Annotated in this window: 24 protein-coding genes and 1 riboswitch; of the genes, 15 read left to right on the top strand and 9 right to left on the bottom strand. The window is 73.7% G+C overall.

The genetic code is table 11. The features are described from left to right. The first annotated feature begins 33 nt into the window (after positions 1 to 33). The 3 genes from ACWDUZ_RS07810 to eda all read left to right on the top strand — a co-directional run bounded on the left by ACWDUZ_RS07810 (position 34) and on the right by eda (position 2134). On the top strand, positions 34 to 567 hold the full coding sequence (locus ACWDUZ_RS07810; protein ID WP_451630903.1) for a hypothetical protein: 534 nt from the start codon (positions 34 to 36) through the stop codon (positions 565 to 567). 12 nt (positions 568 to 579) lie between these two features. After that, positions 580 to 1389, top strand: a complete 810-nt coding sequence (yaaA, locus tag ACWDUZ_RS07805) for a peroxide stress protein YaaA (RefSeq protein ID WP_451630902.1) — start codon at positions 580 to 582, stop codon at positions 1387 to 1389. Between the two features lie 85 nt (positions 1390 to 1474). Then, the gene (gene eda / locus ACWDUZ_RS07800) at positions 1475 to 2134 is read left to right on the top strand and encodes a bifunctional 4-hydroxy-2-oxoglutarate aldolase/2-dehydro-3-deoxy-phosphogluconate aldolase (RefSeq protein WP_451630901.1); all 660 of its coding nucleotides are present in this window, start codon (positions 1475 to 1477) and stop codon (positions 2132 to 2134) included. Here the strand turns inward: eda and ACWDUZ_RS07795 are convergent. Genes ACWDUZ_RS07795 through ACWDUZ_RS07785 form a run of 3 tightly spaced genes read right to left on the bottom strand, consistent with a single transcriptional unit; the run spans position 2109 to position 5116 of the window. Next, the gene (locus ACWDUZ_RS07795; RefSeq protein WP_451630954.1) at positions 2109 to 3476 is read right to left on the bottom strand and encodes a bifunctional RNase H/acid phosphatase; all 1368 of its coding nucleotides are present in this window, start codon (positions 3474 to 3476) and stop codon (positions 2109 to 2111) included. The two genes, eda and ACWDUZ_RS07795, sit on opposite strands and share 26 nt — an antisense overlap. Positions 3477 to 3503: 27 nt before the next feature. Continuing rightward, complete coding sequence (locus ACWDUZ_RS07790) at positions 3504 to 4247, bottom strand: zinc ribbon domain-containing protein (protein WP_451630953.1); 744 nt, start codon at positions 4245 to 4247, stop codon at positions 3504 to 3506. After that, complete coding sequence (locus tag ACWDUZ_RS07785; protein ID WP_451630900.1) at positions 4244 to 5116, bottom strand: Nif3-like dinuclear metal center hexameric protein; 873 nt, start codon at positions 5114 to 5116, stop codon at positions 4244 to 4246. Before ACWDUZ_RS07785 ends, ACWDUZ_RS07790 begins: the two co-directional genes overlap by 4 nt. 198 nt (positions 5117 to 5314) lie before the next feature. Between ACWDUZ_RS07785 and ACWDUZ_RS07780 the strand changes: the two genes are divergently transcribed. After that, the gene (locus ACWDUZ_RS07780) at positions 5315 to 7021 is read left to right on the top strand and encodes a hypothetical protein (RefSeq protein ID WP_451630899.1); all 1707 of its coding nucleotides are present in this window, start codon (positions 5315 to 5317) and stop codon (positions 7019 to 7021) included. Between the two features lie 150 nt (positions 7022 to 7171). After that, on the top strand, positions 7172 to 7330 hold the full coding sequence (locus ACWDUZ_RS07775; RefSeq protein ID WP_451630898.1) for a hypothetical protein: 159 nt from the start codon (positions 7172 to 7174) through the stop codon (positions 7328 to 7330). Between the two features lie 121 nt (positions 7331 to 7451). Here the strand turns inward: ACWDUZ_RS07775 and ACWDUZ_RS07770 are convergent, their stop codons facing one another. Then, positions 7452 to 8375 (bottom strand): MaoC/PaaZ C-terminal domain-containing protein, encoded by a 924-nt coding sequence (locus tag ACWDUZ_RS07770; RefSeq protein WP_451630897.1) that lies wholly within the window; start codon positions 8373 to 8375, stop codon positions 7452 to 7454. Between the two features lie 196 nt (positions 8376 to 8571). Here ACWDUZ_RS07770 and ACWDUZ_RS07765 point away from each other — a divergent pair, with 196 nt between their 5' ends. Both ACWDUZ_RS07765 and ACWDUZ_RS07760 read left to right on the top strand, forming a co-directional pair. Continuing rightward, on the top strand, positions 8572 to 9981 hold the full coding sequence (locus ACWDUZ_RS07765) for a sensor histidine kinase (RefSeq protein ID WP_451630896.1): 1410 nt from the start codon (positions 8572 to 8574) through the stop codon (positions 9979 to 9981). Positions 9982 to 9986: 5 nt separating this feature from the next. After that, positions 9987 to 10619 carry a response regulator gene (locus ACWDUZ_RS07760; RefSeq protein WP_451630952.1) on the top strand — a complete coding sequence of 211 codons (633 nt, stop codon included), beginning with the start codon at positions 9987 to 9989 and terminating at the stop codon, positions 10617 to 10619. Positions 10620 to 10657: 38 nt separating this feature from the next. Here ACWDUZ_RS07760 and ACWDUZ_RS07755 read toward each other — a convergent pair whose 3' ends face one another. Beyond that, positions 10658 to 12112 (bottom strand): DHA2 family efflux MFS transporter permease subunit, encoded by a 1455-nt coding sequence (locus tag ACWDUZ_RS07755; protein WP_451630895.1) that lies wholly within the window; start codon positions 12110 to 12112, stop codon positions 10658 to 10660. Positions 12113 to 12440: 328 nt separating this feature from the next. Between ACWDUZ_RS07755 and ACWDUZ_RS07750 the strand changes: the two genes are divergently transcribed. The 4 genes from ACWDUZ_RS07750 to ACWDUZ_RS07735 all read left to right on the top strand — a co-directional run bounded on the left by ACWDUZ_RS07750 (position 12441) and on the right by ACWDUZ_RS07735 (position 16987). Then, positions 12441 to 14180: an MFS transporter gene (locus ACWDUZ_RS07750; RefSeq protein WP_451630894.1), complete on the top strand. Its 1740-nt coding sequence runs from the start codon at positions 12441 to 12443 to the stop codon at positions 14178 to 14180. 180 nt (positions 14181 to 14360) lie between these two features. Further along, positions 14361 to 15026: a class I SAM-dependent methyltransferase gene (locus ACWDUZ_RS07745; RefSeq protein ID WP_451630893.1), complete on the top strand. Its 666-nt coding sequence runs from the start codon at positions 14361 to 14363 to the stop codon at positions 15024 to 15026. A gap of 10 nt (positions 15027 to 15036) precedes the next feature. Beyond that, complete coding sequence (locus ACWDUZ_RS07740) at positions 15037 to 16041, top strand: N-acetylmuramoyl-L-alanine amidase (RefSeq protein WP_451630892.1); 1005 nt, start codon at positions 15037 to 15039, stop codon at positions 16039 to 16041. A gap of 160 nt (positions 16042 to 16201) precedes the next feature. After that, positions 16202 to 16987, top strand: coding sequence for a hypothetical protein (locus tag ACWDUZ_RS07735; RefSeq protein WP_451630891.1), 786 nt, complete (start codon positions 16202 to 16204; stop codon positions 16985 to 16987). A 90-nt stretch (positions 16988 to 17077) separates the two neighbouring features. On the opposite strand, the gene ACWDUZ_RS07730 is transcribed toward ACWDUZ_RS07735, so the two are convergent. Beyond that, positions 17078 to 17644: a hypothetical protein gene (locus ACWDUZ_RS07730; RefSeq protein WP_451630890.1), complete on the bottom strand. Its 567-nt coding sequence runs from the start codon at positions 17642 to 17644 to the stop codon at positions 17078 to 17080. A 177-nt stretch (positions 17645 to 17821) separates the two neighbouring features. Here ACWDUZ_RS07730 and ACWDUZ_RS07725 point away from each other — a divergent pair, with 177 nt between their 5' ends. Continuing rightward, on the top strand, positions 17822 to 18115 hold the full coding sequence (locus tag ACWDUZ_RS07725; RefSeq protein ID WP_451630889.1) for a hypothetical protein: 294 nt from the start codon (positions 17822 to 17824) through the stop codon (positions 18113 to 18115). Positions 18116 to 18199: 84 nt separating this feature from the next. On the opposite strand, the gene ACWDUZ_RS07720 is transcribed toward ACWDUZ_RS07725, so the two are convergent. The 3 genes from ACWDUZ_RS07720 to ACWDUZ_RS07710 are packed head-to-tail and all read right to left on the bottom strand — an operon-like array spanning position 18200 to position 21734. Continuing rightward, positions 18200 to 19270 carry a prenyltransferase/squalene oxidase repeat-containing protein gene (locus tag ACWDUZ_RS07720; RefSeq protein ID WP_451630888.1) on the bottom strand — a complete coding sequence of 357 codons (1071 nt, stop codon included), beginning with the start codon at positions 19268 to 19270 and terminating at the stop codon, positions 18200 to 18202. Beyond that, positions 19267 to 20001 (bottom strand): class I SAM-dependent methyltransferase, encoded by a 735-nt coding sequence (locus ACWDUZ_RS07715; protein WP_451630887.1) that lies wholly within the window; start codon positions 19999 to 20001, stop codon positions 19267 to 19269. Before ACWDUZ_RS07715 ends, ACWDUZ_RS07720 begins: the two co-directional genes overlap by 4 nt. Then, a complete protein-coding gene (locus ACWDUZ_RS07710; RefSeq protein WP_451630886.1) occupies positions 19995 to 21734 on the bottom strand; it encodes a glycosyltransferase in 1740 nt (579 codons plus the stop codon). Before ACWDUZ_RS07710 ends, ACWDUZ_RS07715 begins: the two co-directional genes overlap by 7 nt. 217 nt (positions 21735 to 21951) lie before the next feature. On the opposite strand from ACWDUZ_RS07710, the gene ACWDUZ_RS07705 reads away from it, so the two are divergent. The 3 genes from ACWDUZ_RS07705 to ACWDUZ_RS07695 all read left to right on the top strand — a co-directional run bounded on the left by ACWDUZ_RS07705 (position 21952) and on the right by ACWDUZ_RS07695 (position 25228). After that, the gene (locus tag ACWDUZ_RS07705; protein WP_451630885.1) at positions 21952 to 22641 is read left to right on the top strand and encodes a TetR family transcriptional regulator; all 690 of its coding nucleotides are present in this window, start codon (positions 21952 to 21954) and stop codon (positions 22639 to 22641) included. Positions 22642 to 23109: 468 nt separating this feature from the next. Continuing rightward, positions 23110 to 23183, top strand: a riboswitch (cobalamin riboswitch). 132 nt (positions 23184 to 23315) lie between these two features. Then, positions 23316 to 24560: a prenyltransferase/squalene oxidase repeat-containing protein gene (locus tag ACWDUZ_RS07700; RefSeq protein ID WP_451630884.1), complete on the top strand. Its 1245-nt coding sequence runs from the start codon at positions 23316 to 23318 to the stop codon at positions 24558 to 24560. Beyond that, positions 24557 to 25228, top strand: a complete 672-nt coding sequence (locus ACWDUZ_RS07695) for an SCO2322 family protein (protein ID WP_451630883.1) — start codon at positions 24557 to 24559, stop codon at positions 25226 to 25228. The genes ACWDUZ_RS07700 and ACWDUZ_RS07695 overlap by 4 nt, the downstream gene beginning before the upstream one ends. Positions 25229 to 25335 lie beyond the last annotated feature (107 nt).

Genomic DNA, 25335 nt, shown 5'->3' with positions numbered 1-25335 from the left:
CCCTCCCGCTGCGTCAACGTCTGTACTGCTCGCATGGGGATCACGGAACGCGCCGTCGTCGGCCGCGGGCGGGCACAGGCCTTCGGGTACGCGCGTGCGCGAGGGCCGGTCACGGCGGGGCTGGCGTTGGTGTGCGGGATCGAGACGGTGACGATGTCCGTACTGCTGCGGAACTCGCCGGCCGCGCACGCGGTGGTGCCGTTCCTCGGCGTGGGCACGGTCGTCCTGATCGTCGGTCTGCACGCGGCGTGCGTGCTCCGGCCGCACCTGCTGACCGCGGACACCCTGCTCCTACGGTCGGCCGCCCACGTGGATCTGCTCGTTCCGCTGGATGCGATCGTGTCCGTGCGTCGCGAGGGGCGGATCACGCGCCGGCCCACCGGCGGCGAACTGGATCTCCCCGTCGGCTCCCGGACCTCGCTCACCCTCGAACTCTCCGCCCCGGTCACCCATGTCCCCCTTCTCGGCAGGCGCCGGGCCGTGCGGGTGATCCGCTTCCACGCGGAGGAGGCCGAACGGCTGGTGCGCACCCTCAGTACGCTGGCGCGGAGCGCTGTGAACAGCTGAAGGAGAGACCGCGTGCTTGTGCTGCTGCCCCCGTCCGAAGGCAAGGCCTCCGCCGGACGCGGCGCCCCACTGAAGACGGAGTCGCTGTCGCTGCCGGGGCTGAGCGCCGCCCGGGAGGCCGTCCTGGACGAACTCGTCGAGCTCTGCTCCGGGGATCCCGACCAGAATCTCAAGGCGCGCGAGGTGCTCGGGCTGAGCGAGGGACTGCGCGGCGAGATCGCCAAGAACGCCGTGCTGCGTACGGCGGGCACCCGGCCGGCCGGGGAGATCTACACCGGGGTGCTGTACGACGCCCTGGGGCTGGCCTCCCTCGACACCGCCGCCAAGCGGCGCGCCGCGCGCTCCCTGCTGGTGTTCTCCGGGTTGTGGGGCGCGGTGCGGGTGACCGACCGGATCCCTCCCTACCGGTGTTCGATGGGCGTGAAGCTGCCGGGGCTCGGTGCGCTGGGCGCGTACTGGCGCACGCCGATGGCCTCGGTGCTGCCGGAGGCCGCCGGGGACGGGCTCGTCCTGGATCTGCGGTCCGCCGCCTACGCCGCCGCCTGGAAGCCGAAGGGCGAGGTCGCCACGCGGACGGCGAGCGTGCGCGTGCTGCACTCCCAGGTCGTGGACGGCGTCGAGAAGCGGTCCGTGGTCAGCCACTTCAACAAGGCGACCAAGGGACGGATCGTCCGCCGCCTGCTGGCCGAGGGGGCCGCGCCGAAGGACCCCGCCGAGCTGGTGGAGGCGCTGCGTGACCTCGGGTTCGTGGTGGAGGCGGAGCCGCCCGCGAAGGCGGGGAAGGCCTGGGCGCTGGATGTGATCGTCACCGAGGTGCACTGACGGGGCCGCAGCGGCACAGTTCCGCACGTTGCAGCATGTGCAATGAGCTTTGCGCGTACTGCATCGCATCGGCAGGATGAGGGGCATGCCCTCCGCTTCCTCCGCCGCTCTGCCCGCCTCCGTGCTGGATCTCGCCCCCATCGTGCCCGTCGTCGTCCTTCACGACGCCTCCGACGCCGTACCGCTCGCGCGGGCACTGGTGGCCGGCGGGCTGCCCGCGATCGAGGTGACGCTGCGGACGCCGGCCGCGCGGGCGGCGATCCGGGCGATCGCCGGGGAGGTGCCGGGCGCGATCGTCGGCGCCGGCACCGTGATCACGCCGGGGCAGGTGGCGGAGTGCGTGGCCGACGGGGCGCGGTTCCTGGTCAGCCCGGGGTGGACGGAGGCGCTGCTGGAGGCGATGGCGGGTTCCGGGGTGCCGTACCTGCCGGGGGTGTCGACCGTCTCGGAGGTCGTGGCGCTGCTGGAGCGCGGGGTGCGGGAGATGAAGTTCTTCCCGGCGCAGGCGGCCGGCGGCCCGGGGTATCTGAAGTCGCTGGCCGGGCCGCTTCCGCAGGCCCGGTTCTGCCCGACGGGCGGGATCGACCCGGACACCGCGCCCGACTATCTGGCGCTGCCCAACGTGGGGTGTGTCGGCGGCAGTTGGATGGTTCCGGCGGACGCGGTGGCCGCCCGGGACTGGGCCCGCATCGAGGGCCTGGCGCGGGCGGCCGCCGCGCTCAGCGCAGGTGGGACGTGTCGTTGAGGAGCCGCACGCTGGCGTTGCCGTCCGCGTAGTACGCCACCGCCGACAGCGAGGCCGCCGACAGCTCCATGCGGAACAGGGACTGAGGTGGGGCGCCGAGTGCCAGGCGGACGAAGGTCTTGATCGGCGTGACGTGCGTGACGAGCAGGACGGTGCGGCCGGCGTGGGCCGCGACCAGCTTGTCGCGGGTGGCGGCGATCCTGGTGGCGGTCGCCGCGAAGCTCTCGCCGCCGCCGGTGGGTGCGGCGTCCGCGGAGGCCAGCCAGGCGTCGAGGTCGTCCGGGTGGCGTTCGCGCACCTCGGCGAAGGTGAGCCCTTCCCAGGCGCCGAAGTCGGTCTCGCGCAGGCCGTCGTCGACCGTCACGTCCAGACCGAGGCCGGCGGCCACGACGGCGGCGGTCTCGCGGGCCCGGGCCAGCGGGGAGGAGACGACGGCCTGGATCGTGCCGCGCCGGGCGAGCGCCACGGCGGCCTTCTCGGCCTGCTCCCGGCCGACGGCGGAGAGCGAGGGGTCGGTGCCGCCGCTGCCGGAGAACCGCTTCTGCGGGGTCAGCGGCGTCTCGCCGTGGCGCAGCAGGACGAGGGTGGCGGGTGCGCCGAGGTCGGCGGGCGCCCAGCCGGGGGTGGCGACGTTGCGCGCGGCCCGTACGTCGGCCGCGGCGCGCGCGGCCCGAGTGCGGGCCGCCGGGCGCGCGACCCGAGTGTCGGCATCCTTGCGAGCGGCCCCGGTGTCGGCGTCGTCGCGGGCGGCGGCTCCGGTGTCGGCGTCCTTTCGGGCGGCGGCTCCGGTGTCGGCGTCCTCTCGGGCGGCGGCCGGGGTGTCGGGGCCGGCCGTGGAGCCGGCGGCGGGGCCCTCCCGGTCCTCCCCGTCGATGGAGCCGGCGGCAGGCGCCTCCAGCTCCGCCGTGGACGCCGACGCCGACCACTGCTCGCCTCGCGCACCCGCGTCCATCGCCTCGTTGGCGAGCCGGTCGGCGTGCTTGTTCCGCTCGCGCGGGATCCACTCGTACGTCACCCGCTCGGGCGGGAAGACGCGGGCGGCCTCGGCGGCCAGCGGCTTCAGGTCCGGGTGCTTGATCTTCCAGCGGCCCGTCATCTGCTCGACGACGAGCTTGGAGTCCATGCGGACGTGCACGGTCGCCGCCGGGTCCAGCGCCCGCGCGGCGCGCAGACCGGCGAGCAGGCCCCGGTACTCGGCCACGTTGTTGGTGACGACACCGAGGTACTCGGCGACCTCCGACAGGGCCTGGCCGGTCGCCGCGTCCCGCACGACCGCCCCGTAGCCCGCGGGCCCCGGGTTGCCCCGCGACCCGCCGTCGGCCTCGACGACGAACTCCCGCACACCGGACTCCCGCACCGCGACCGCCCCTTACAGACCGGACTCGGTGGTGCGCACCAGGATGCGGCGGCAGTTCTCGCACCGTACGACCGTGTCGGGGGCGGCGGCGCGGATCTCGTTCAGCTCGGTGATGGCGAGCTCCTGGCGGCAGCCCTGGCAGGTGCGCTGGTACAGCTTGGCCGCGCCGATGCCGCCCTGCTGCTCGCGCAGCTTGTCGTACAGCTTGAGCAGGTCGGCGGGGACGGAGCCGGCGACGACCTCGCGTTCCTTGGTGACGGAGGCCGCCTCGCCGTCGAGCTCCTCGTAGGCCGCGTCCCGGCGGGCGGTGGCGTCGTCGGCCTTCGCCTGGACGGAGGCGACCCGCTCGGTCAGTTCGGCGACCCGCTCCTGCGCGGACTCGCGGCGCTCCATGACCTCCAGGACGACGTCCTCCAGGTCGCCCTGGCGCTTGGCGAGCGAGGCGATCTCGTGCTGGAGGTTGGACAGGTCCTTGGGCGAGGTGACGGCACCGGAGTCCAGGCGCTGCTGGTCGCGGGCGGCGCGGGTGCGCACCTGGTCCACGTCCTGTTCGGCCTTGGTCTGCTCGCGGGCGCAGTCGCTCTCCTCGGTCTGCGCGGCCACCAGCAGGTCGCGCAGCTGTGTGAGGTCCTTCGTCAGCGACTCGATCTCGGCGTGCTCGGGCAGGGACTTCCGCTTGTGCGCGAGCTGCTGGAGGCGGACGTCGAGGGCCTGGACGTCGAGGAGTCGGATCTGGTCGGCGGGCGCGGCGTTCAGTTGGGGGCTCCCAGGGGTTCGTCGGTGGTGGCGGTGGACGCCGCGTGGGCGGTCCAGGGGTCGGTGACCGTCTTGGAGACGTGGACGCGCAGGTCCCATCCGTGCCGGTCGGAGATCTCGTCGAGCTGGGCCGCGGCCAGCTCGCACCAGGGCCACTCGGTGGCCCAGTGCGCCGCGTCGAGCAGGGCGACGGGGCTGTGCGCGACGCGGTCCGCGACGAACTCGGAGGCCGGGTGGTGGCGCAGGTCCGCGGTGAGGAACGCGTCGACGCCCGCGGCCCGTACGGCGTCGAAGAGGCTGTCGCCGGAGCCGCCGCTGACGGCGACCGTGCGGACGACGGCCTCGGGGTCGCCGGCCACCCGGATGCCCTGCGCGGTGCCGGGCAGGCACCGGGCGGCGAGCGCGGCGAGCTCGCGGACGGTCAGCGGGTGGTCCAGTTCGCAGATCCGGCCCAGGCCCCGGCGGCCCTCCGGGTCGGTGGTGTCCGGCACGAGCGGCCGTACGACCCTGAGGTCCAGCGCTCCGGCCAGCGCGTCGCTCACGCCCGGGTCGGCGGTGTCGGCGTTGGTGTGGGCCACGTGCAGGGCGATGTCGTTGCGGATCAGCGTGTGCACCACGCGGCCCTTGAAGGTGGAGGCCGCCACGGTCGTCGTACCGCGCAGATAGAGCGGGTGGTGGGTGACGAGCAGGTCGGCGCCCAGCTTCACCGCCTCGTCGACGATCTCCTGGACCGGGTCGACGGCGAACAGGACCCGGCCGACCTCCCGGCCGGGGTCGCCCACGACGGTGCCGACCGCGTCCCAGGACTCGGCCCGCTCGGCGGGCCACAGGCTCTCCAGCGCGGCGATGACTTCAGACAGACGGGGCACGAGTGCAAGGCTACCTGGGTGTTCGCCGCGGCCGAACCGATGTCGCCGCACCGGCCAGGGGTCGCACAGGCCCAGCACAAACGTTCCGCTTTTCTCAGGCGAATCGTTCCTGGGCCACCCGTCCGGGTGAAGCCCCCGCTCGCCGGTCCCCCGTCTGTGCGTACGAAAACTAGCGTCCTCACAGGAGGTGACCGAAGGATGACAGTCTGTACCTCTCCGGGGTTTTCGGCGGCACACGAACAGGAGGGCCCCCCACCGCCGCCGGCGGCCGACGAGGACGGCGGTGCGGCGCGAGCGGGCTGCGCCATCACGGTGGACGGCGCCTACGCCGCCCGGCTCACCCGCAGCGGGGACTCCTGGTACCCGGAGCGCTGGACCCTGGACGGGCCCGAGCCGTACGCGGTGCCGCTGCCCGGCAACCAGCCCGAGGAGCCCGGCACGGAAGTGCAGCCCATGAGCGACGGCCGGGTCCTCATCCGGCGGCTGGTGGACGGCCGGCACACCTTCTCACTGCTCTACCCGACCGGCCCGGGCACGGGTGAACTGCTGCTGGGCGCGGTCGAGTCCCCGGAGGGCACCGAACTGCGGCTGCTGCCCCCGGCGCCGGGCGGCGAACGGGCGTACGCGCTCGCCGCGGGATCGCGGTCCTCGGCGGTGTGGCTGGTGGCGGGCGGCGCCTTCGGGCCCGAGTTGCTGGCCGAGGTACCGGGCCACTGCTCGGGCGGTGTGTGGCTGGACCGCACGGGACGGATGCTGGCGCTGGACCGGCGGACCGGCGGCCGCACCAAGACGGTCGTGGTGGATCTGGGCGACGGCGGCACGGTGTCGCCACTGCTCCAGATCACTCCCGGCAGCGACGACCGGCTGCTGCTCGCCGACCCCGACAGCGGACTGCTGCTGATCGGCTCGGACGCGCCCTCGCCCGGGCGGCAACGACTCGGCTGGGGGGTGCTCGGCAGCACCCTGCCGGTGCGGTTCCCGGAGTGCCTGCTGCTGTCGCCGGACTGCGCGATGACGCCGTTCGCGATCCAGCCGGGGCAGGTGCTGACACCGGAGCACTGCGCGGTGGCGCTGCACTGTCAGGGTCCGTTCGGCAACTGGATCGGAGTGTGGCGGCCCACCGAGCGCACGGTACGTCACCTGCCCGCGCCCGACGGGTGGTTGGCGGGCGCCGGGCTGTGGACGGAGGACGCCGTGCTGCGGCTTCCGTACGCGACGGCGGCGGTGCCGTGCGGAGTGGCGCGGTGGACGGCCCCGGCGGCGGCAAGCGGGCAGGCGGCGCCGCAGGAGGAGCCGACGGCGACGCAGGAGGAGCCGACGGCGACGCAGGAGGAGCCGACGGCGACGCAGGAGCCGGAGGCGGCAGGCGGGCGGACGGCGGCTCAGGAACCAGCAGCGGCACGCGCGCAGACGGCAGTGCAAGAGCCGACGGCGGCCGAGGACCCGGCGGTGGTCCGGGAGCCGGCCGCGGCTCGGGAGCCGGCGGCACCCGCGGCGGTCCGTTTGCCCGGGCCCCGGGTCGCCGGTCCGGCGTCCCCCGAGGGGGCGGCACCACAGCCTGCGCCGAGTCCGCAGGACGCCCGCACACCGCACAACATCCCGCCCACCCCGCACAACACCCTGCCCACCCCGCACAACACCCTGCCCACCCCGCACAACACCCTGCCCACCCCGCACGACACCCCGCGCACACCGCACAACACCCCGCCCACACCGCACGACACCCCGCCCGCGGCTCCTCCGAGGGTCCCGCTCCCCTTCTCGCTCCCCCTGCCCTCCTCGGCGGACGAGGTGTCGCGAACGCCCCACGTCCAGGAGCCGGAAGCGGAACCTCCGGCGTCCGCGGCGGCCCGCCCCGTGCCGCTGCAACAGGCCGCGCTCACCGGCCGGATGGCCGCTGGCTGACAGGCCGTACGGTCGGCGAGCGACAGGCCGTACGGCGGCCAGGTAACGAAGTCGTGCCGGTTGGCGTGGCCGCCTGGATTTCGCCCGAGGTGTGCCGGTTAGACTCGCCCGGCTGTACGAAAGATGATGTTGACGGGGTGAATTGTTCCGATGAGTGACGCCAGCAGCACCCAGCCGCCCTCCGTGGAGGCTCCCCGGTCCGAGGGACACGGGAAGCACCGCGGTCAGGTCTCCTCCCACGACGGCGAGACGGCCCCCAGCGGCCGGCACCGCAAGCCGGCGCAGGAGCAGACCGAAGCGGCGGCCTGACGGCACACACGGCGCACGAGGCGCGCAACGCGCGGAGTGCGACGAGCGGCCCCGCCCCTCCCGCGGACCTCCGCGAAGGGCGGGGCCGCTCCGCGTCCGCGTCCGCTCGCGAGTCGCCCGTTCAGGAGCGCGCCGTATCGGTTCGGGAAAGCTCGACGACCGTGTCGGCCAGCACCGGCGGCCCGCCCCGCTCGACGGCGGTCACCGCCACCCCGATCCTGCCGCTCGCCTGCCGCCGCATGCGGATGCGCAGGGTCTCCCCCGGGTACACCACCCCGGCGAAACGCGTGGCGTAGGAGCGTACGCGGGTGACGTCGCCGTCGAGCAGGGTGTCGACGACCGCCTTGAGCGTCATGCCGTAGGTGCACAGTCCGTGCAGGACGGGCCGGTCGAACCCGGCCGCCCGGGCGAACGCGGGGTCGGCGTGCAGCGGGTTGTCGTCGCCGCTGAGCCGGTAGAGCAGAGCCTGGTCCGCACGGGTCCGCCGTTCGACGGTGAGGTCGGGCTCGACGGTGCGGTCGGGCTGGAGGGTACCGTCCGGCTCACCGGTGGGCGTTTGGCCCCGGTCCCGGGCGGAGGGCCCGCGGTCGCCGCCCCAGCCGCCCTCTCCCCGTACGAAGATCCGGGCCTCGTCCGTCCACAGTGGGCCCTCGGCGTCGGCGGCCTCGGTGCGCAGGACGAGGAGGGCGGCCGTGCCCTTGTCGTACACCGCGGTGATGCGGGCGGTGGCGGTCGCGGTGCCCTGCGCGGGGACCGGCCGGTGGAGCACGAGGCTCTGGCCGCCGTGCAGGACGCGGGCGAGGTCGACGTCGACCCCGGGCACGGACAGCGCGCGGATCACGCCGGGCAGGCCCGCGCCGGCGACGGTGGCGAAGCTCGGCAGGACGCGCAGCCGGGACTCCAGGACGTAGCGCAGCTCGCCGGGGTCGGTGGCGGGGACGCCCGCGCCGATGCCGAGGTGGTAGAGCTGGACGTCCTTGGCGGTCCAGGAGATCTCGTCGGTCCGGGGGGCGGCGGAGAGCACCTTGGCGGCGTCGATGGGCATGAGTCTCCTGGCGGGGCGTCGGGGCGGTCGGTGGTGTTCCGCCCGCGGTGGTCGGCCGTGACATTTGTCCTACCCGAGTCCGTACAACCGCATCTGCCCGGGGCGCCCTCGGCACCGTAGCGTCGTGGGCGAGGAATCTCCGGGGCGGTCCGGAGGAGGACCGAGGCGAGCCGGAGAAGGATCGGGGGAACGGGACATGAGATGGTCGCGCAGGGTGTCCTGCCACATCGCGTCGGTGCGGGACGATGTCCGCGAGGTGCGGCGGGCGCGGCGGCACTGGCGGGAGAACAAGGAGCGGTTCAAGGCGGACTGGAGGGCCCGGCAGCGGGCCGGGGAGGCGGAGGACATTCCCGGTCCGCCGCCCACCGGCTTCGCGCTGCTGCCCTGGCTGCTGATGGGGCTGGGCTCACTGTCGAACGTCCTCCAGGGCGAGACCCCGAATCCGTGGATCGGCGGGATCGGTCTCCTCACTTTCAACTCCCTGTACATCTACATCGTCTTCCGCGCCTTCGACAGAGAGCGGCGCGAGGCGGTCTCCACGCGGGTCGCGCTGCTGCTGATGGGTCTGGTGACCACCGGGCTCGCCCTCGGCTACGGCGGCAACTGGCTGCTGTTCTTCCCGCTGCTCGGCCTGGCCACGGGCGCGATCCTGCGCGGCGCCGGCCGCTCGCTGGGGAGGACGGGTCTGCTGCTGTCGGCGTTCGCCGGGGCGGTCGCGGCCGTGCACGACGGCTGGGACGGGATCAACATCGCCTACGCCACGTTCCTGTCCACCATGGTGACGGCGGCGATCCTCGGTCTGAGCGAGGCCGTGCGGGAGCTGCGCGCGGCGCGTGAGGAGCTGGCCCGGCGGGCGGTGGAGGAGGAGCGGCTGCGCTTCTCGCGCGACCTGCACGACCTGCTCGGCCACACCCTGTCGGTGATCGTGGTGAAGTCGGAGGCGGCCCGCCGTCTGGCGTCCCGCGACATGGACGCGGCACTGACGCAGATCACCGACATCGAGTCCGTGGGCCGTCAGGCGCTGACCGAGATCCGCGAGGCGGTCACCGGCTACCGCGAGGGCAGCCTCAGCACGGAGCTGGACCGGGCCCGCTCGGCGCTGACGGCGGCCGGCATCGAGCCCCTCGTACGCCGCTCGGGTCCGCCGCTGACCCCGCAGACGGAGGCGCTGCTGGGCTGGGTGGTGCGGGAGGCGGTCACCAACGCCGTACGGCACAGTGGCGCGAGCCGCTGCGAGATCACCGTCGCGGGCACGGACGAGCGTGTCGTGCTCACGGTGGCCGACAACGGCGCCGGCACGTCCGCCCAGCCGGCCGTGGAGGGCGTCGGCGGCACCGGTCTGAAGGGGCTGACCGAGCGTCTGGCGGCGGCGGGCGGCTCCTTGTGGGCGGGCCCGTCGGCGCGCGGCTTCACGGTCACCGCCGAGCTCCCGAGGGATGCGGAGGAACTCCCGGCGGCGGCCCTGTCGCTCGTCAAGGCGCCCGCGGACTCGTCGCCCACGAAGGCACCCTCGGACTCGTCGCCCACGAACGCACCCTCGGACGGACTCGGCCACTGCGGTGGCACCGCGGGCGGAGTGGCCGTCCTCCCTACTCTTGAGCCGTGAACGAGATGCCCCGGGGCCACCGGCCCGCCAAGTCCGTCCGCGTGCTGCTCGCCGAGGACCAGGGAATGATGCGGGGCGCGCTCGCCCTGCTGCTCGGCATGGAGGAGGACATGGAGGTCGTCGCCCAGGTCTCGGCGGGCGACGCGATCGTGGACGCGGCCCTGACCCACCGGCCCGACGTGGCTCTGCTGGACATCGAACTGCCCGGCATGAGCGGCCTGGACGCCGCCGCGGAGCTGCGCGAGCAGGCGCCGGACTGCCGGGTGCTCATCCTGACGACCTTCGGCCGGCCCGGCTATCTGCGCCGGGCCATGGAGGCGGGCGCCGCCGGCTTCCTGGTCAAGGACGGGCCGGTGGAGGAACTGGCCGCCGCGATCCGCCGTGTGCTCACCGGCGAGACGGTGGTCGACCCGGCCCTCGCGGCGGCCGCCCTGAGCGCCGGCCCGAATCCGCTCACCGCCCGGGAGTGCGACGTCCTCAAGGCGTCCGCGGACGGGGCGACGGTCGCCGACGTCGCGGGCAGACTCCACCTGTCGGAGTCCACCGTCCGCAACTACCTCTCCTCCGCGATCGGCAAGACCGGCACCCGCAACCGCACGGAGGCCGTGCGCGAGGCCCGCCGGCAGGGCTGGCTGTAGCGCGGCCGGCCGCCACCTGAGCCTCGGCCCTCCCGCCGCTACCCCGTTGTGCGAGGCCCGTCCGCTCGCCGGGCCGGCCGTGGCAGCCACGCCAGCATCAGCAGCGCCGCCACGAGCAGCACCGCCGTCGCCGTGCGGAAGACCAGGGCGTAGCCCTCCGTGAGGGCCGCCGGGGTGGTGCGGTCGCCCGTGCGGGCGGCCGCGAGGGTGGACATGACCGCGAGGCCCAGCGAACCGCCCATCGTGCGGGAGGTGTTGATCAGCCCGGACACCACGCCGGCGTCCCCGGGGGCCGCACCGGAGGTGGCCAGGGCGGCGAGCGGGGTCCCCGCCAGACCCGCGCCCAGCATCATCAGCACGCCCGGGACCATGATCGACGTCAGGTACGCCCCGTCGGCCCGCATCGTCGACTGCCAGGCGAACCCCGCCGCCGCGACCAGCGTCCCCAGCACGGCGACGTTGCGCGGGCCCGCACTCCGCATCAGGCGCGGCGCCAGCTTGGAGCCGAGCACGACGGCCAGCGAGCTGGGGACGAGGGCGAGTCCGGCGTCCAGCGGCGAGTAGCCGAGCACGTTCTGCGCGTACAGCGTCATGAAGAACCACATGCAGAACATCGCGGACCCGGAGACCAGCATCGCCGCGTTCGCCGACGCCACCGAGCGCAGCCGCAGCAGCCCCAGCGGCATCAGCGGGGCGGCCGTGCGGGCCTCGACCGCGAGGAACAGCGCGACGAGCACCAGCCCGGCCGACAGCGGCACCAGCGTGGCCGCAGCCGTCCAGCCCTCGGCCTCGGTCTGCGAGATGCCGTACGCCAGCGTCGCCAGCCCCGCCGTCACCAGCAGCGCGCCCGGCAGGTCGAGCCGCCGCCCTCCCCCGGCCCTGCTCTCCACCAGCCAGCGCGCGGACGCGGCCAGCACCACCGCGCCGACCGGCACGTTGATCAGCAGCACCCACCGCCACGACAGCCCCTGGACCAGGACCCCGCCGACCAGGCCGCCCGCCGCTCCGCCGCCGGCGCCGACCGCGGTCCACGTGGCTATGGCCCGCGCCCGTGCCGCCCCCTCGGGCACCGCCGACGTCAGCAGCGTCAGTGTGGACGGCGCCAGCACGGCGGCGCCCAGGCCCTGAACGGCCCGCGCGAGCAGCAGCAGCCGGCCCTCCCCGGCCAGCCCGCCGCCCAGCGAGGCCAGCGTGAACAGGCCGAGCCCGACCAGGAACATGCTCTTGCGCCCGTACAGGTCGCCGGCCCGGCCGCCCAGCAGCATGAACCCGGCGAAGGCGATGGCGTAGGCGTTCACCACCCACTGCAACCCGGCCTCGCTCAGTCCGAGGTCGGTCCGCATGGAGGGCAGTGCGACGTTCACGACGGACACGTCCAGCACGACCAGGAACTGCCCGGCGCAGGCGAGGGCCACCACCAGCCAGGTGGGCGGGGACGCCGTGCGCGGGCGGGTGGTCGGGGTGAGGTCGGGGGCTTCGAGCATGGGTGTCATGGTCTCAAGCCGTCCGCGCCCCTTGCATCGGGATTTCGCACCGCCCCGCTTGGTCCGGAAGTCCTAGTCCCGTCCGGAGCCCGCCCTCTGGCGTCCGGGTCTCCCTCCGGAGCCCGACCGCAGTCCTCTCCTCCGTCTTCTCCGCCGTCGTTACGGGCCTCACACACCCCCCATTTCCTGAAATCCAGTCAGATTCTTACGGAACGGTCAAGGATTCGTTAGTACGCCAAAGCATCGGAATAGTTGCCTCGGCCTACGGGGTTAACCCGGCACTTGATCCGCACGGACGACCACTCACTGGAACTTCACGGCCCGGAGGCCTGCCACGATGACGCTCACGACGACCAGTCGGCCAACCCGGAGCGCGAGCGGGGCCGTCGTCCCCGTGCTCGCCTTCGCGGGCATCGTTGTGGCGGTGATGCAGACCCTGCTCGTCCCGGTCATCAAGGACCTGCCGCAGCTGCTGAACACCTCGCCCAGCAACGCCACCTGGGTCCTGACCTCCACCCTCCTCTCGGGCGCCGTGGCCACACCGATCATGGGCCGCCTCGGCGACCTGTACGGCAAGCGCCGGATGCTGATCACCAGCCTCGCCGTGATGGTCGTCGGCGCGCTGGTCAGCGCGTTCACGAGTGCGCTGCTCCCGATGATCGTGGGCCGCACCCTCCAGGGCTTCGCCATGGGCGCGATCCCCCTCGGCATCGGGGTGATGCGCGACATGCTGCCGCGCGAGAAGCTCGGCTCGGCCATGGCCCTGATGAGCTCCTCGATCGGCGTCGGCGGCGGACTGGCGCTGCCCGCCGCCGCCCTGGTCGCCCAGCACACGAACTGGCACGCCCTCTTCTACGGCGCCGCCGGCCTCGGCGTCCTCTCGATCGTCCTCACCCTTCTCACCGTCCCCGAGTCCCCGATGCGCGCCGAGGGCTCCTTCGACCTGCTGGGCGCGCTCGGTCTGTCCGCGGGCCTGGTGCTGTTCCTGCTCCCCATCACCAAGGGCAGCGACTGGGGCTGGTCGTCGGCCACCACGCTCGGCCTGTTCGCCGCGGCCGTCGTCGTGCTGCTGCTGTGGGGCGTGCTGGAGCTGCGCCTCGCGGCCCCGCTGGTCGACCTGCGCACCACCGCCCGGCGCGAGGTGCTGCTCACCAACCTCGCCTCGATCATGGTCGGCGTCGCCTTCTACGTCGTCTCCCTCGTCCTGCCGCAGCTGCTCCAGCTGCCCACGTCCACCGGCTACGGCCTCGGCCAGTCCATGGTGGTCGCGGGTCTGTGCGTGGCCCCCCTGGGCCTGACGATGATGTTCACCGCGCCGGTCTACGCCCGTCTGTCCGCCCGCTACGGCCCGAAGGCCACCCTGATCCTCGGCCTGCTGATCATCGCGATCGGCTACGGCGGCGGCATCGGCCTGATGAGCGCGGCCTGGCAGACCGTCATCACCTCCGTCATGCTGGGCGCCGGCATCGGCCTGGCCTACTCCTCGCTGCCGGCGCTGATCGTCGGCGCGGTCCCGGCCTCCGAGACGGGCGCGGCCAACGGCCTCAACACGCTGATGCGGTCCATCGGCACCTCGGTGTCCAGCGCCGTGGTCGGCATGGTGCTGGCGAACACCGCCGACCACGTGGGCGGCGTCGTCGTCCCGACCATGCACGGCTTCCGCGTCTCCTTCCTGATCGCCACCGCCGCCGTCGCCGTCGGTCTGCTGCTGGCCCTGTGCCTGCCCCGGCCCGGCCGCCGGACCACCTCGCAGCTGCGCGCCAGCAGCGAGGAGGAGGCCAACCTGGCCCGCGCGGAGGAGGTGCTGCGGGGCTTCCGCGGCCGGGTCCTGGACGCCGACGGCGCCCCGGTCGCCCGCGCCAAGGTCACCCTGATCGACCGCCGCGGCCGTCAGGCGGGCGCCACCCTGTCCGCCGAGGACGGCAGCTACGCGCTCGCGGTCCCCGCCGAGGGCCCGTACGTCCTGGCCGCCCGCGCCGCCGGCCACGGTCCGCACGCCTCGGCGGCCACCCACGCGGGCGACGACCGCCCGGTCGACCTGGACCTGTCCCTGCCGGACGAGGCGCTCACCGCGTGACCCGGGATTCCGCGTGACCGCGACCCCGTGATCCGGAGTCGCGCGTGAGCCGGGACGCCCGCCGCTGAGACGCACGCCACAGCGAGACAAAGCCCACCGCACCCCCGGTCGAACCGCCGACCGGGGGTGCGGCACGATGGGCGCCCTGAGCGGACGGTCGACCGGAAGGACCCCACCCCCATGCCCGCGGCAGCGCCGAAGCCCGACATCCTGGCCGCGTTCGAGGCCGCGAAGGGCTTCATGCCCACCGGCGAGGGGCTGGCGCTGTACGCGGCCGCGGTGGAGGCCGGACGGCTCGGGCTGCCGCTGCTGGAGGTCGGCACGTACTGCGGGCGGTCCACGATCCTGCTCGCCGACGCGGCCCGGCAGGCCGGGGTGACCGCGCTCACCGTGGACCACCACCGCGGCAGCGAGGAGCAGCAGCCCGGCTGGGAGTACCACGACCCGGAGACGGTCGATCCGGAGCTCGGCCTGATGGACACGCTGCCCACCTTCCGGCGCACGCTGCACCGGGCGGGCCTGGAGGAGCACGTGGTGGCGCTCGTGGGCCGCTCACCCCAGGTCGCCGCCCTGTGGAACACCCCCCTCGGGCTGGTCTTCGTCGACGGCGGCCACACCGACGAGCACGCCGGCGCGGACTACGAGGGCTGGGCGCCGCACGTGGCCGTGGGCGGGCTGCTGGTCATCCACGACGTGTTCCCGGACCCGGTGGACGAGTTCACCGGGCAGGCCCCGTACCGCGTGTACCTGAGAGCCCTGGAGTCGGGCGAGTTCACCGAGGTCTCGGTGACCGGCTCGCTGCGCGTCCTGCGGCGAACCGAAGCGGCCGCCCCCGCCCGCGGTTAGAGTCGCTGTCGTGTCGTACGTAGGTCCCGAGTTCGATCCCCCGCAACCCGAGCGCCGTCAGGGCCCCGGCCGCTTCCGCCGTGGGCCCGTGGTGGCCCTGGCCGCGCTGGTGTCCGGCGCGTTGCTGGGGTGGTTGGCGTACGAGGCGGTGGGGTCCTCCGGCGGTCCGGGCACGGGCGGTTCGGCGGGCGGTCCGGGGCCGGGCACGGCGGCCGAGCGGCCGGCGACGAGCGGCACCTCCTCGACGGCCTCCTCCTCGTCCCCCTCCGGGGAGTCGCCCTCCCCGTCCTCGTCGGCGGGCGACGACGGCACGGGGCCGGACACACCCGCCGCCTCCGGCCCCCTCAAGGGCAAGGTGATCGTCATCGACCCGGGCCACAACCCGGGCAACTTCCGGCACGCGTCCGAGATCAACCGCAAGGTGAACATCGGCACCAACTGGAAGGAGTGCGACACCACCGGCACAGCCACCAACGGCGGTTACGCGGAGGCCGGGTTCACGCTGGACGTGGCCCACCGGCTGCGCACGCTGCTGCAACAGCAGGGCGCCACGGTGAAACTGACGCACGACGACGGCTCACCGGCCTGGGGTCCCTGCGTCGACGAGCGCGCCCGGATCGGCAACACGGCACACGCGGACGCGGCGATCTCCATCCACGCCGACGGCTCGGCGCCGGGCAACCGCGGTTTCCACGTCATCCTCCCGGCCGCCGTCCACTCCGGCGCCGCCGACACCCGGGCGATCGCCGCCGCCTCCCACGACCTCGGCGCGAGCATCGCGGGCAACTTCGTGCGCGTGACGGGTGAGGCGCCCTCCAACTACATCGGTGACGGTACCGGTCTCGTCACGCGTAAGGACCTGGGCGGTCTCAATCTGTCAACGGTTCCCAAGGTGTTCATCGAGTGCGGCAACATGCGCGATAGCAAGGACGCGGCGCTGCTGACCAGCGGAGCCTGGCGGCAGAAGGCGGCGGAAGGGATGTCCGAAGGAATCGTGAGTTTCCTGCGCGGGTAGTGACCGGCGCGACGGTCACGGCGGACAGCCCGGTCGGACGGGCGGTAGTGTCACCCTACGATGAGGGGCCACCCCCGCGCTTCACACCAGGGCCATGCGGCGACATGGTGACAGCGACGCCTCTACCGATGACGAGACGACGACCTACGAAGGACCTGAAGTGAATATCCGCTCCCTCACTCGAGGCGACGGCGTGGTGATCGGAGCAGCGGTGTTGCTGTTCATCGCGTCGTTCCTCAAGCTCTACTCCGTCTCCGGTTTCAACCTGGACACCAACGCGTGGGACAACCTCGGCAACGGCCTCGGCCTGTACATGGGCGGAGTCATCGGAGCCGCCCTGATCGTCGTCAACCGCTGCCTGCCGCAGCCGCGCAAGGTCGTCGGCCTGGACCTCGGGACGGTCGGCGCGGCGTTCACGGTGCTCGTCGCGTGGAGCCTGTTCTGGTCGCTGGTGGACGTCCCTGAGGGGGCCAGCGCCTCCTCCGGCCTGATCCTCGGCTTCATCGCCGCCCTGGTGCTGGCCGGCGCCGCCGTCGCCACGCCGCTGGTGCCCGCCCTCCAGGCCGCCCTCGTACCGGCGCCGAGGCCGGTCGCTCCGCAGCCCTACGGCGCGCAGCCGCCGAGTGGTTACGGCTACCCGGGCGCCCAGCAGCAGCCCTACGGCGCGCAGCCGCAGCAGGGTCAGTCGTTGGGTGGCCAGCCGCAGCAGGGCCAGCAGGCACCGGCACCGGCCGCCACGGCGGGAGCGGCCTTCTCGCCGTTCTGGTTCGCGGTGCCCGCGCCGCGTCCGCTGTTCGCGGAGGACGGTTCCCCCTCGCCGATCGCCGAACTCGCGCCGGGCGTGTGGTACCTGGCCGTCGAGCAGCGCGGCCAGGGCTTCCTGACGGAGATGCAGGACGGCCGCCGCGGTGTCCTCCAGGACGCCTCGAACATCCAGCGCGGCTGAGCACGTCGCCAACGGCCGCACGGCCCCTCGCTCTTCGGAGCGGGGGCCGTTGCCGTCGGCGTTCCTGGCGCCGGACCGTCGGGCCGGCCGTCAGGAGCCGCTCCTGAGCTGCGAGGCGGACGGCACCTTGTCCTTGACCGGGGCGCCGGCGCTCTTGGCCGCGTCCTTCACCTTGTCGATGGTGTCGTCGAAGCTCTTCGCCGCCGAACCGTCGCCCTTGCGGAGCTTGTTGGGCAGGTCCTTCAGGTCGGTGATGGCCTTGTTCAGCGGGTCGAGCGCCTTGGACAGCGTGGGGTCGCCCTCGGCGTTGTGCACCGCCGCCTTCAGCCGGTTGTACGTGAACGCGCCGGCGAGCGCGGCCTTCAGAAGGGTCGACCTGCGGTGCTTGGCGCCCTTCTTGAACTTGCCCTCCTTGTACGGTTTCCAGATCCACCGGTAGGTGGCGCCGGCCGCGAGCGCCGCGTTCGCCACGAAGCGGGTCTTGGCGAACTTCTGCCTCTCCGCCGACGTGGTCGGGCTGGGCGTGGGGTCGGCGACCGCGACGGCCGGGGTGGTGTGCTGCCCGACGCTCTGGGGCGCGGCCCAGGCGGTGGAGCCGGCGAGCAGGGCGCAGCAGACGGTGAGCGCCACAGCCAGGCGCCGTATCGGTACGGGCACGGTGTCCTCCGAAATGGGATTGCTGCAGGTGCCCGAGGGTCTTGAGGTACTTCAGGCACTCCAGAGGTCCGTGTGATCCAGGCGCCTCACCCGAAACAACGCACCTGACGTACTGTCGGCGTCACTCCCCGTGCGCATTACAGGTTTCAAGCAGCTTTCCGCGGCCAGACGGAAGGTATGTCCCCTCGATATCGCACGGCTTCCAACTCCGCCGGTACCGTCATCGCGGTCGTCGCGGACATCGTGGCCGGCATTCTCGGCCTGTGGATCCTGATGTACCTGCTGGAGGCGAACCGGGCCAATGATCTGGTGCAGTTCGTCCACGACGCGGCCAACTGGCTCGCGAGCTGGTCGCGGGACCTGTTCACCTTCGACGAGGCGTGGGCCAGGGTCGTGGCCGGGTACGGACTGGCCGCCGTCGTCTATCTCTTCGTCGGCCACGCCCTCGCCCACCGCATGCACCGGCACTGACCGCGTACGGCCCGTGCGCCGCCGGCGCGCGGGCCGGTCGCGCGTGCCCGCGACAGCGACCGGTCCCCCGCTCGGTCCCAGCGGTCAGTCGCAGCAGTCCGGGTCCAGGCCCTTGGGCAGGCGGTCGGGCGAGAACACCGTGCAGGTGGCTTCGTGGCCGCCGAGCGCGGCGACGGCGAGGAGCAGGGACCCCGCGGTCCACGTGGTGAGTTCGCGGGGCCATATGGCGTCGTCCTCGAAGACGTAGCCCGTCCAGTACAGGCCCGTCCCGCCGTCGCGCAGGTGCTGGATCGACTGGAGCACGTCGAGGGCGCGGTCCGACTCGCCCACCGACCACAGGGTCAGGGCCAGTTCGGCCGACTCCCCGCCCGTCACCCACGGGTTGGGGACGACGCAGCGCACGCCGAGTCCGGGCACGACGAAGCGGTCCCACCCGGCCTCGACGCGTTCCTTGGCCTCCACGCCGGTCAGCGCGCCGCCCAGCACCGGGTAGTACCAGTCCATCGAGTAGCGGTCCTTGTCCAGGAACCGCTCCGGGTGCCCGCGGATCGCATGCCGGAGCGCGCCGACCGCCAACTCCCAGTCCGGCTGGGGTTCTTCGCGCTGTTCGGCGATCGCCAGGGCGCAACACAGCGCGTGGTGGATGGAGGAGGAGCCGGTCAGCAGCGCGTCCGCCGTCGCGGTCCCGTCGTCCTCCCGCTTCCAGCCGATCTGTCCGCCGGGCTGCTGCATGCGCAGCACGAACTCGATCGCCGCGTACACCACCGGCCACATGCGGTCCAGGAACGTGTCGTCGCCGGTGGAGAGGTAGTGGTGCCAGACCCCTACGGCCGGGTAGGCGACGAAGTTGGTCTCCCGGCCCCGGTCGGTGACGTCGTCGTGGGCGCCGTCGGCGTAGGCCGCGTACCAGGAGCCGTCCGGCAGTTGGTGCCGGGCCAGCCACAGGTACGCCCGCTCGGCGGCCTCGTGCTCGCCCGCCGCGTCCAGCGCCATCGCGGCCTCGACGTGGTCCCACGGGTCGAGGTGGTGTCCGCGGAACCACGGGATGGCCCCGTCCTCACGCTGCACGGCGAGGATGCCCTGTACGGTCGCGGCGGCCTGCCCGGCGGTGAGGACCCCGGGCAGGACGAGGTGTTCTGTCCGGGGAGTGGTCACGCGGCGGCCACCCGCGGCAGGTGCGGCTTGGTCGCGTAGGCCACGAAGCTCTTGCCGATCAGCGGGTTCAGGGCCTGCTCGGCCACCCGCGTGGCCAGCGGCTTCTTCATGATGTCCCAGACCAGCAGCTTGTGGTACGCCCGCACCGGCAGCGCCTTGTCGTTGTCGACGCCGAAGGCGCACTTCAGCCACCAGTACGGCGAGTGCAGCGCGTGCGCGTGGTGGGTGCCGTAGGGCCTGAGGCCGGCTTCGCGGATCTTGGTGATCAGCTCGTCGGCCTTGTAGATGCGGATGTGACCGCCCTCGACCTCGTGGTAGGCGTCGGACAGGGTCCAGCAGACCTTCTCGGGGCCGTAGCGCGGCACGGTGATCGCGATACGGCCGCCCGGCCTGAGCACCCGGACCATCTCGGCGAGCACGCCCTTGTCGTCGGGGATGTGCTCCATCACCTCGGAGATGATCACGACGTCGAAGGACTCGTCGGGGAACGGCAGCGAGAGGGCGTCGCCCTCCATGGCGGTGGCGGTGGCCCCGGCCGGTGCCTCCCCGGCCTCCTTCATCGCCGCGAACCACTTGGCGACCTCGCGGATCTCCTCGCCGTTGCGGTCCAGCGCCACGACGTGCGCGCCGCGCCGGTAGCACTCGAACGCGTGCCGTCCGGCGCCGCAGCCGAGGTCCAGGACGCGGTCGCCGGGGGCGAGCGGGAACCGGGAGAAGTCGACGGTCAGCACGTGGCCCTGCTTTCGGAGTAGACAACCTCTGAGGCCGCGGAGCGGCCGGCATCGTGGACCGCGGGGCGGCGGCCGTCCGGGGCCGGGGAACGATCGGCACCGGGAGTCGGGGTGCGGTCGGGCACCGGTATCGCAGAGCGTTCGGCGCCCGAGGTCGCGGAGGCGTCGGAGACCGGGCGGACGGAGCGGCCGGTGCCCGACGTCGCGGAGCGGTCGGGCACCGGTATCGCAGAGCGTTCGGCGCCCGAGGTCGCGGAGGCGTCGGAGACCGGGCGGACGGAGCGGTCGGCGCCCGACGTCGCGGAGCGGTCGGGCACCGGTATCGCAGAGCGTTCGGCGCCCGAGGTCGCGGAGGCGTCGGAGACCGGGCGGACGGAGCGGCCGGTGCCCGGCGGCGTGGGGCGGCGCCGGGGCGGGGTGGCGGAGGCGGCGATGGCCTCGCGGTAGTGGGCCACGGTGCCCTCTGCCGCGCGTGCCCAGGTGAAGTGGCGCAGGACGCGGTCCCGGCCGGCCGCGCCCAGGCGGCTGCGCAGGTCCGCATCGCCCAGCAGCCGGCAGAGCGCGGTGGCCAGGGCGCCCGCGTCGCCCGGCGGTACGGCGAGACAGGTCTCCCCGTCGGGGCCGGCGACCTCGGGGATCGCGCCGCCGGTCGTGGCGACCAGCGGCGTACCCGTGGCCATGGCCTCGGCCGCCGGGAGGGAGAAGCCCTCGTACAGCGAGGGCACGCACGCGACCTCGGCCGAGCGCACCAGGTCGACGAGTTCGGCGTCGGAGATGCCCTTGACGAACTCGACGGCGCCCTCGAGTCCGTAGCGTTCGATGGCCTGGGCGACCGGGCCGTCCTCGGCCCGCTTGCCGACCACCACGAGGTGCGCCTCGGGCTGTTCCGCGCGGACCTTCGCCAGCGCCTCGACGAGGAAGACCAGGCCCTTGAGCGGCACGTCCGCGCTGGAGGTGGTCACGATCCGGCCCGGCACCCGCCGGACCGAGGGATCGGGCGAGAACAGGTCGGTGTCGGCGCCGATGTGCACGACGTGGACGCGGCCGGGCCGTACACCCAGGTGGTCGACGATCTCCTGCCGGGAGCTGCCGGAGACGGTGAGCACCGACGGCAGCCTGCGCGCGACCCGCTTCTGCATGCGGGTGAAGGCGTACCAGCGCTTCACGGACCACCGCCGCTGCCAGGTGCCGGCGGCGTCCAGCTCCAACTGCCGGTCCACGGTGATGGGGTGGTGGACGGTGGTCACCAGCGGCGCGCCGACGTCGCCCAGCAGTCCGTACCCCAGCGTCTGGTTGTCGTGCACGACGTCGAACTCACCGCGCCGGGCCCGCAGATGGCGGCGGGCGCGCAGGGAGAACGTCAGCGGCTCGGGGAAGCCGCCCGTCCACATGGTGGCGACCTCCAGCGCGTCGACCCAGTCGCGGTACTCGTCGCGGCCCGGGGTGCGGAACGGGTCCGGCTGGCGGTAGAGGTCGAGGCTGGGCAGCTCGGTCAGACGGACCCGGCCCGGACAGCCGTCCTCCAGGTCGTCGAGGACCGGGTACGGCTGGGCTCCGATCACCTCGACCCGGTGGCCGAGGCGGGCCAGCTCGCGGGAGAGATGGCGGACGTAGACGCCCTGGCCGCCGCAGAACGGGTTTCCCTTGTAGGTGAGGAGCGCGATGTCGAGCGGTCGCTCGCCGTCCGCGGCGAGGTCCGTGGGGGACCCCGCCTGACTGGCCTCAGCGGTCACTCTGGGCCCCCTTCTGACGCACTGTCCCGCGAGATTACGTCGGGACGCTAATCTAGAACAAGTTTCAGACTTGATCGTCCAGGAGGCTCTGAATCTACCGGCAGGTAGCCTCGCTGTGAGCAGTGGATCAGGTGATTCACGCCACGGCTCACGCGGTGCAGCGCCCTGCCACGCTGTCCGATCGCACGCACTCACCGACTGTGACGGAGCGGTACCCATGCCTGCGCAAGCCAAGGGGGAAGCCGGCGCCGCCCGGCCGTCCGCGAGGCCCGCGCCCCCCGCGCGCGAGCACGGGCCGGCCGTGTCCCCGCCCCTGACCGAGCGGCAGGAGGCACGCCGCCGCCGCATCCTGCACGCGACCGCGCAGCTCGCCGGGCGGGGCGGCTTCGACGCGGTGCAGATGCGGGAGGTCGCCGAGTCCTCGCAGGTGGCCCTCGGCACCCTCTACCGGTACTTCCCGTCCAAGGTGCACCTGCTGGTGGCCACCATGCAGGACCAGCTGGAGCGCATGCACGGCACGCTGCGCAAGAAGCCGCCGGCCGGCGAGGGCCCGGCCGAGCGGGTGGCGGAGACCCTGATGCGCGCCTTCCGTGGCCTCCAGCGCGAGCCGCACCTGGCCGACGCCATGGTCCGCGCCCTGACCTCCGCGGACCGCAGCGTGAGCCCCGAGGTCGACCAGGTCTCCCGCCAGACCACGGCGATCATCCTGGACGCGATGGGCGAGGACGACCCGACCGCGGCGCAGTTGTCCGCGGTCCGCGTGATCGAGCACACCTGGCACTCGGCGCTGATCACCTGGCTCTCGGGCCGGGCCTCCATCGCCCAGGTGAGGACGGACATAGAGACGGTGTGCAGGCTGATCGACCTGACGGCCCGGGACGGGAACCGAAGCGCCCCCGAGCGCTGAACCGCTCAGCGCACGGGCACGAAAAAACCCGGGCGCACGGCCCGGGCACGCGGCGCGATCCACGTCGCACACGAGAAACCTACGAGACGGGTTCCCTTCGCCGGTATTGCCCGGATCAGGTTCAAGGGGTCGCCTTCCGGTCTTACGACTTTCCGGCCTCTCAGCCCGACCGTCGACGTCGGCCTCTGCGGATGCCTTTCGGCCTCTCGCCCAAGTCGGCTACTCCGGTCGAACTCCCTCACTCGTCCCGTAGGCACTTACCAGCATAGAACGCCCGATCTCAGACACAACACCCGAAACGGGAGATTTTTTTCCGGAACCCTCCGACACCGTCCGGCCCCCGGCTCCCGGCCTCCCGGGCGCCGCACCTTCCCGGACGCCGCGCCTGCCCTCGGCGGCCCGGCACCCGTGACCCTCGGGCAGGAAACCGGCCGGTAGAGTGAGCCGGTCGTCTTCACGCCCGTCCGGGGGGAAGCCGGTGCGAATCCGGCGCTGACCCGCAACCGTGAGCCGCCCCTCGTGGGCGGCGAGCCGGAATGCCCTGGGCGGGAGCGTGAGCGGCTCACGTGCGTCGGCGGCCCGCCGCCGCACGGCACCGTCGAGGTATACGGAGCCGAGCCGCCGGGGTGATCCCGTGCTGCCCGGCTCCCTTCAGGGAGAGGCATCCGCCGATCATGAACATCCGTCGCAGCGCCGCGGCCCTGGCCGCCGTCGCACTGATCGGCATATCGGCGCCCGCCGTCGCCGCCGACTCGTCCCCCTCTCCCTCCGGGTCCCCCGCGCTGCCCTCCGGGCTCTACGGCAGCACCGACCCCAAGTACGACGGCGTCTGGCGGCAGTCCCTCGCCCTGCTCGCGCAGCACACGGCCGGTGTGCGGCCCGCCGCGAAGGCCGTGGACTGGCTGGCCGGGCAGCAGTGCGCGAACGGCGCCTTCGCCCCCTTCCGCGCCGACCCGTCCGGCGCCTGCGACGCCAAGGTCGTGGTCGACACCAACAGCACGGCCGCCGCCGTGCAGGCCCTCGCCGCGCTCGGCGGCCACGACGCGGTCACCGGCAAGGCGGTGTCCTGGCTGAAGTCCGTGCAGAACACCGACGGCGGCTGGGGCTACACGCCCGGCGGGCCCAGCGACACCAACTCCACCTCGGTCGTCATCGGGGCGCTCACCGCCGTGGGCGACAAGCCCGAGGCCGTGCGCAAGAGCGGGAAGTCCCCCTACGACGCCCTGCTGAAGTTCGCCCTGCCGTGCTCCGGTGACGCCGCGGGCGCCGGGGCGTTCGCCTACCAGCCCGACAAGAAGGGCAAGCTCGCCGCCAACGCGGACGCGACCGCCGCGGGTGTGGTCGCCGCCCTCGGGCAGGGCCTGGCCGCCGAGGCCGCGAGCGGCGCCGGGAAGAGCGGCACCCGCTGCTCGGACTCCGGCGAGGCCGGCCCCGCCCGGGCCGCCGCCAACGGCGCCGCGTATCTGGCGCGTGCCGTCGGCAAGGACGGCCACCTCACCTCCGTGCTCCCCGGCGCCACCGACCAGCCCGACTACGGCAACACCGCCGACGCGGTCGTCGCGCTCGCCGCGCAGGGCGGGGCCGCCACGGCTCGCAAGCCCCTCCAGTGGCTGGAGAAGCACTCCGCGGCGTGGGCGAAGCAGAGCGGTCCCGCCGCGTACGCCCAGCTCGTCCTCGCCGCCCACGCGGCCGGCGCCGACCCGCGGGACTTCGGCGGCGTCGACCTGGTCGAGCGGCTCAACGCCACCGGCCCGGCGCCCCAGGCGGCCGTGGCCAAGGACAAGCCCCGCGCCACGGGCGCCGCGAAGGACGACTCCGGCCACGTCGTCTGGTGGGCCGCCGGGATCCTGCTGGTCGTCGTCATCGCCGTCGGCTTCATGCTGAGCCGCGGCAAGAGCGACAAGGTCCGGCAGCCGTGACGCGCCGCTTGCGCGCACTGTCCGCCGTGCTGCTGGCCGCCGTGTGCCTGCTGTCGGCGGGCGTGGGCCGGGCGCAGGCGGTCGGTTACCGCTACTGGTCCTTCTGGGACCGCGACGGCGCTCACTGGACGTACGCCACCGAGGGACCGTCCACCGCCCGCCCCGCCGACGGCGCCGTGCAGGGTTTCCGCTTCGCGGTGAGCCAGGACTCCCAGGACGCCACCCGGCCCCGCGGGGGCGCCGACTTCACCGCCGTGTGCGCCAAGACAACCGCCCAGCAGGGCCGGAAGCGGATCGCGCTGGTCCTCGACTTCGGCACGAAGGCCGACGCGCCCACCGGCGAGACCCCGCCCGCGCCGCGCACGGCCTGCGCCCGCGTTCCCGCCGACGCCACGACGGCCGAGGCCCTGGCGGCGGTCGCCGGGCCCCTGCGCTACGACGCCAACGCCCTGCTCTGCGCCATCGCCGGGTATCCGCGCAAGGGGTGCGGCGAGCAGGTCGCGTCGGGTGGCAGCACCGCGCAGAAGAGCGGCGGCAAGGCGGACGCGGCGCACCCGACGGACGAGGGCGGCGGTCCCTCGGTCGGTCTCGTCGCGGGCGGTGCCGTCGTGGCCGTACTGGCCGGAGCGGCCGTGTGGCAGGCCCGGCGGCGGCGCACAGATGCGTAAGACGGCCGTCGACACCGGCGCACCCACGGCCTCCGCGGGCGCCGGGCCGAGCCGGCCGGCGGGCGGTCCGGGCCCACGCGAGGAGGCCGCCGGCGCAGGCACCGGTC

The sequence above is a fragment of the Streptomyces sp. NPDC003393 genome, assembly GCF_053589015.1.
This window is presented reverse-complemented; position numbering and strand designations above follow the sequence as displayed.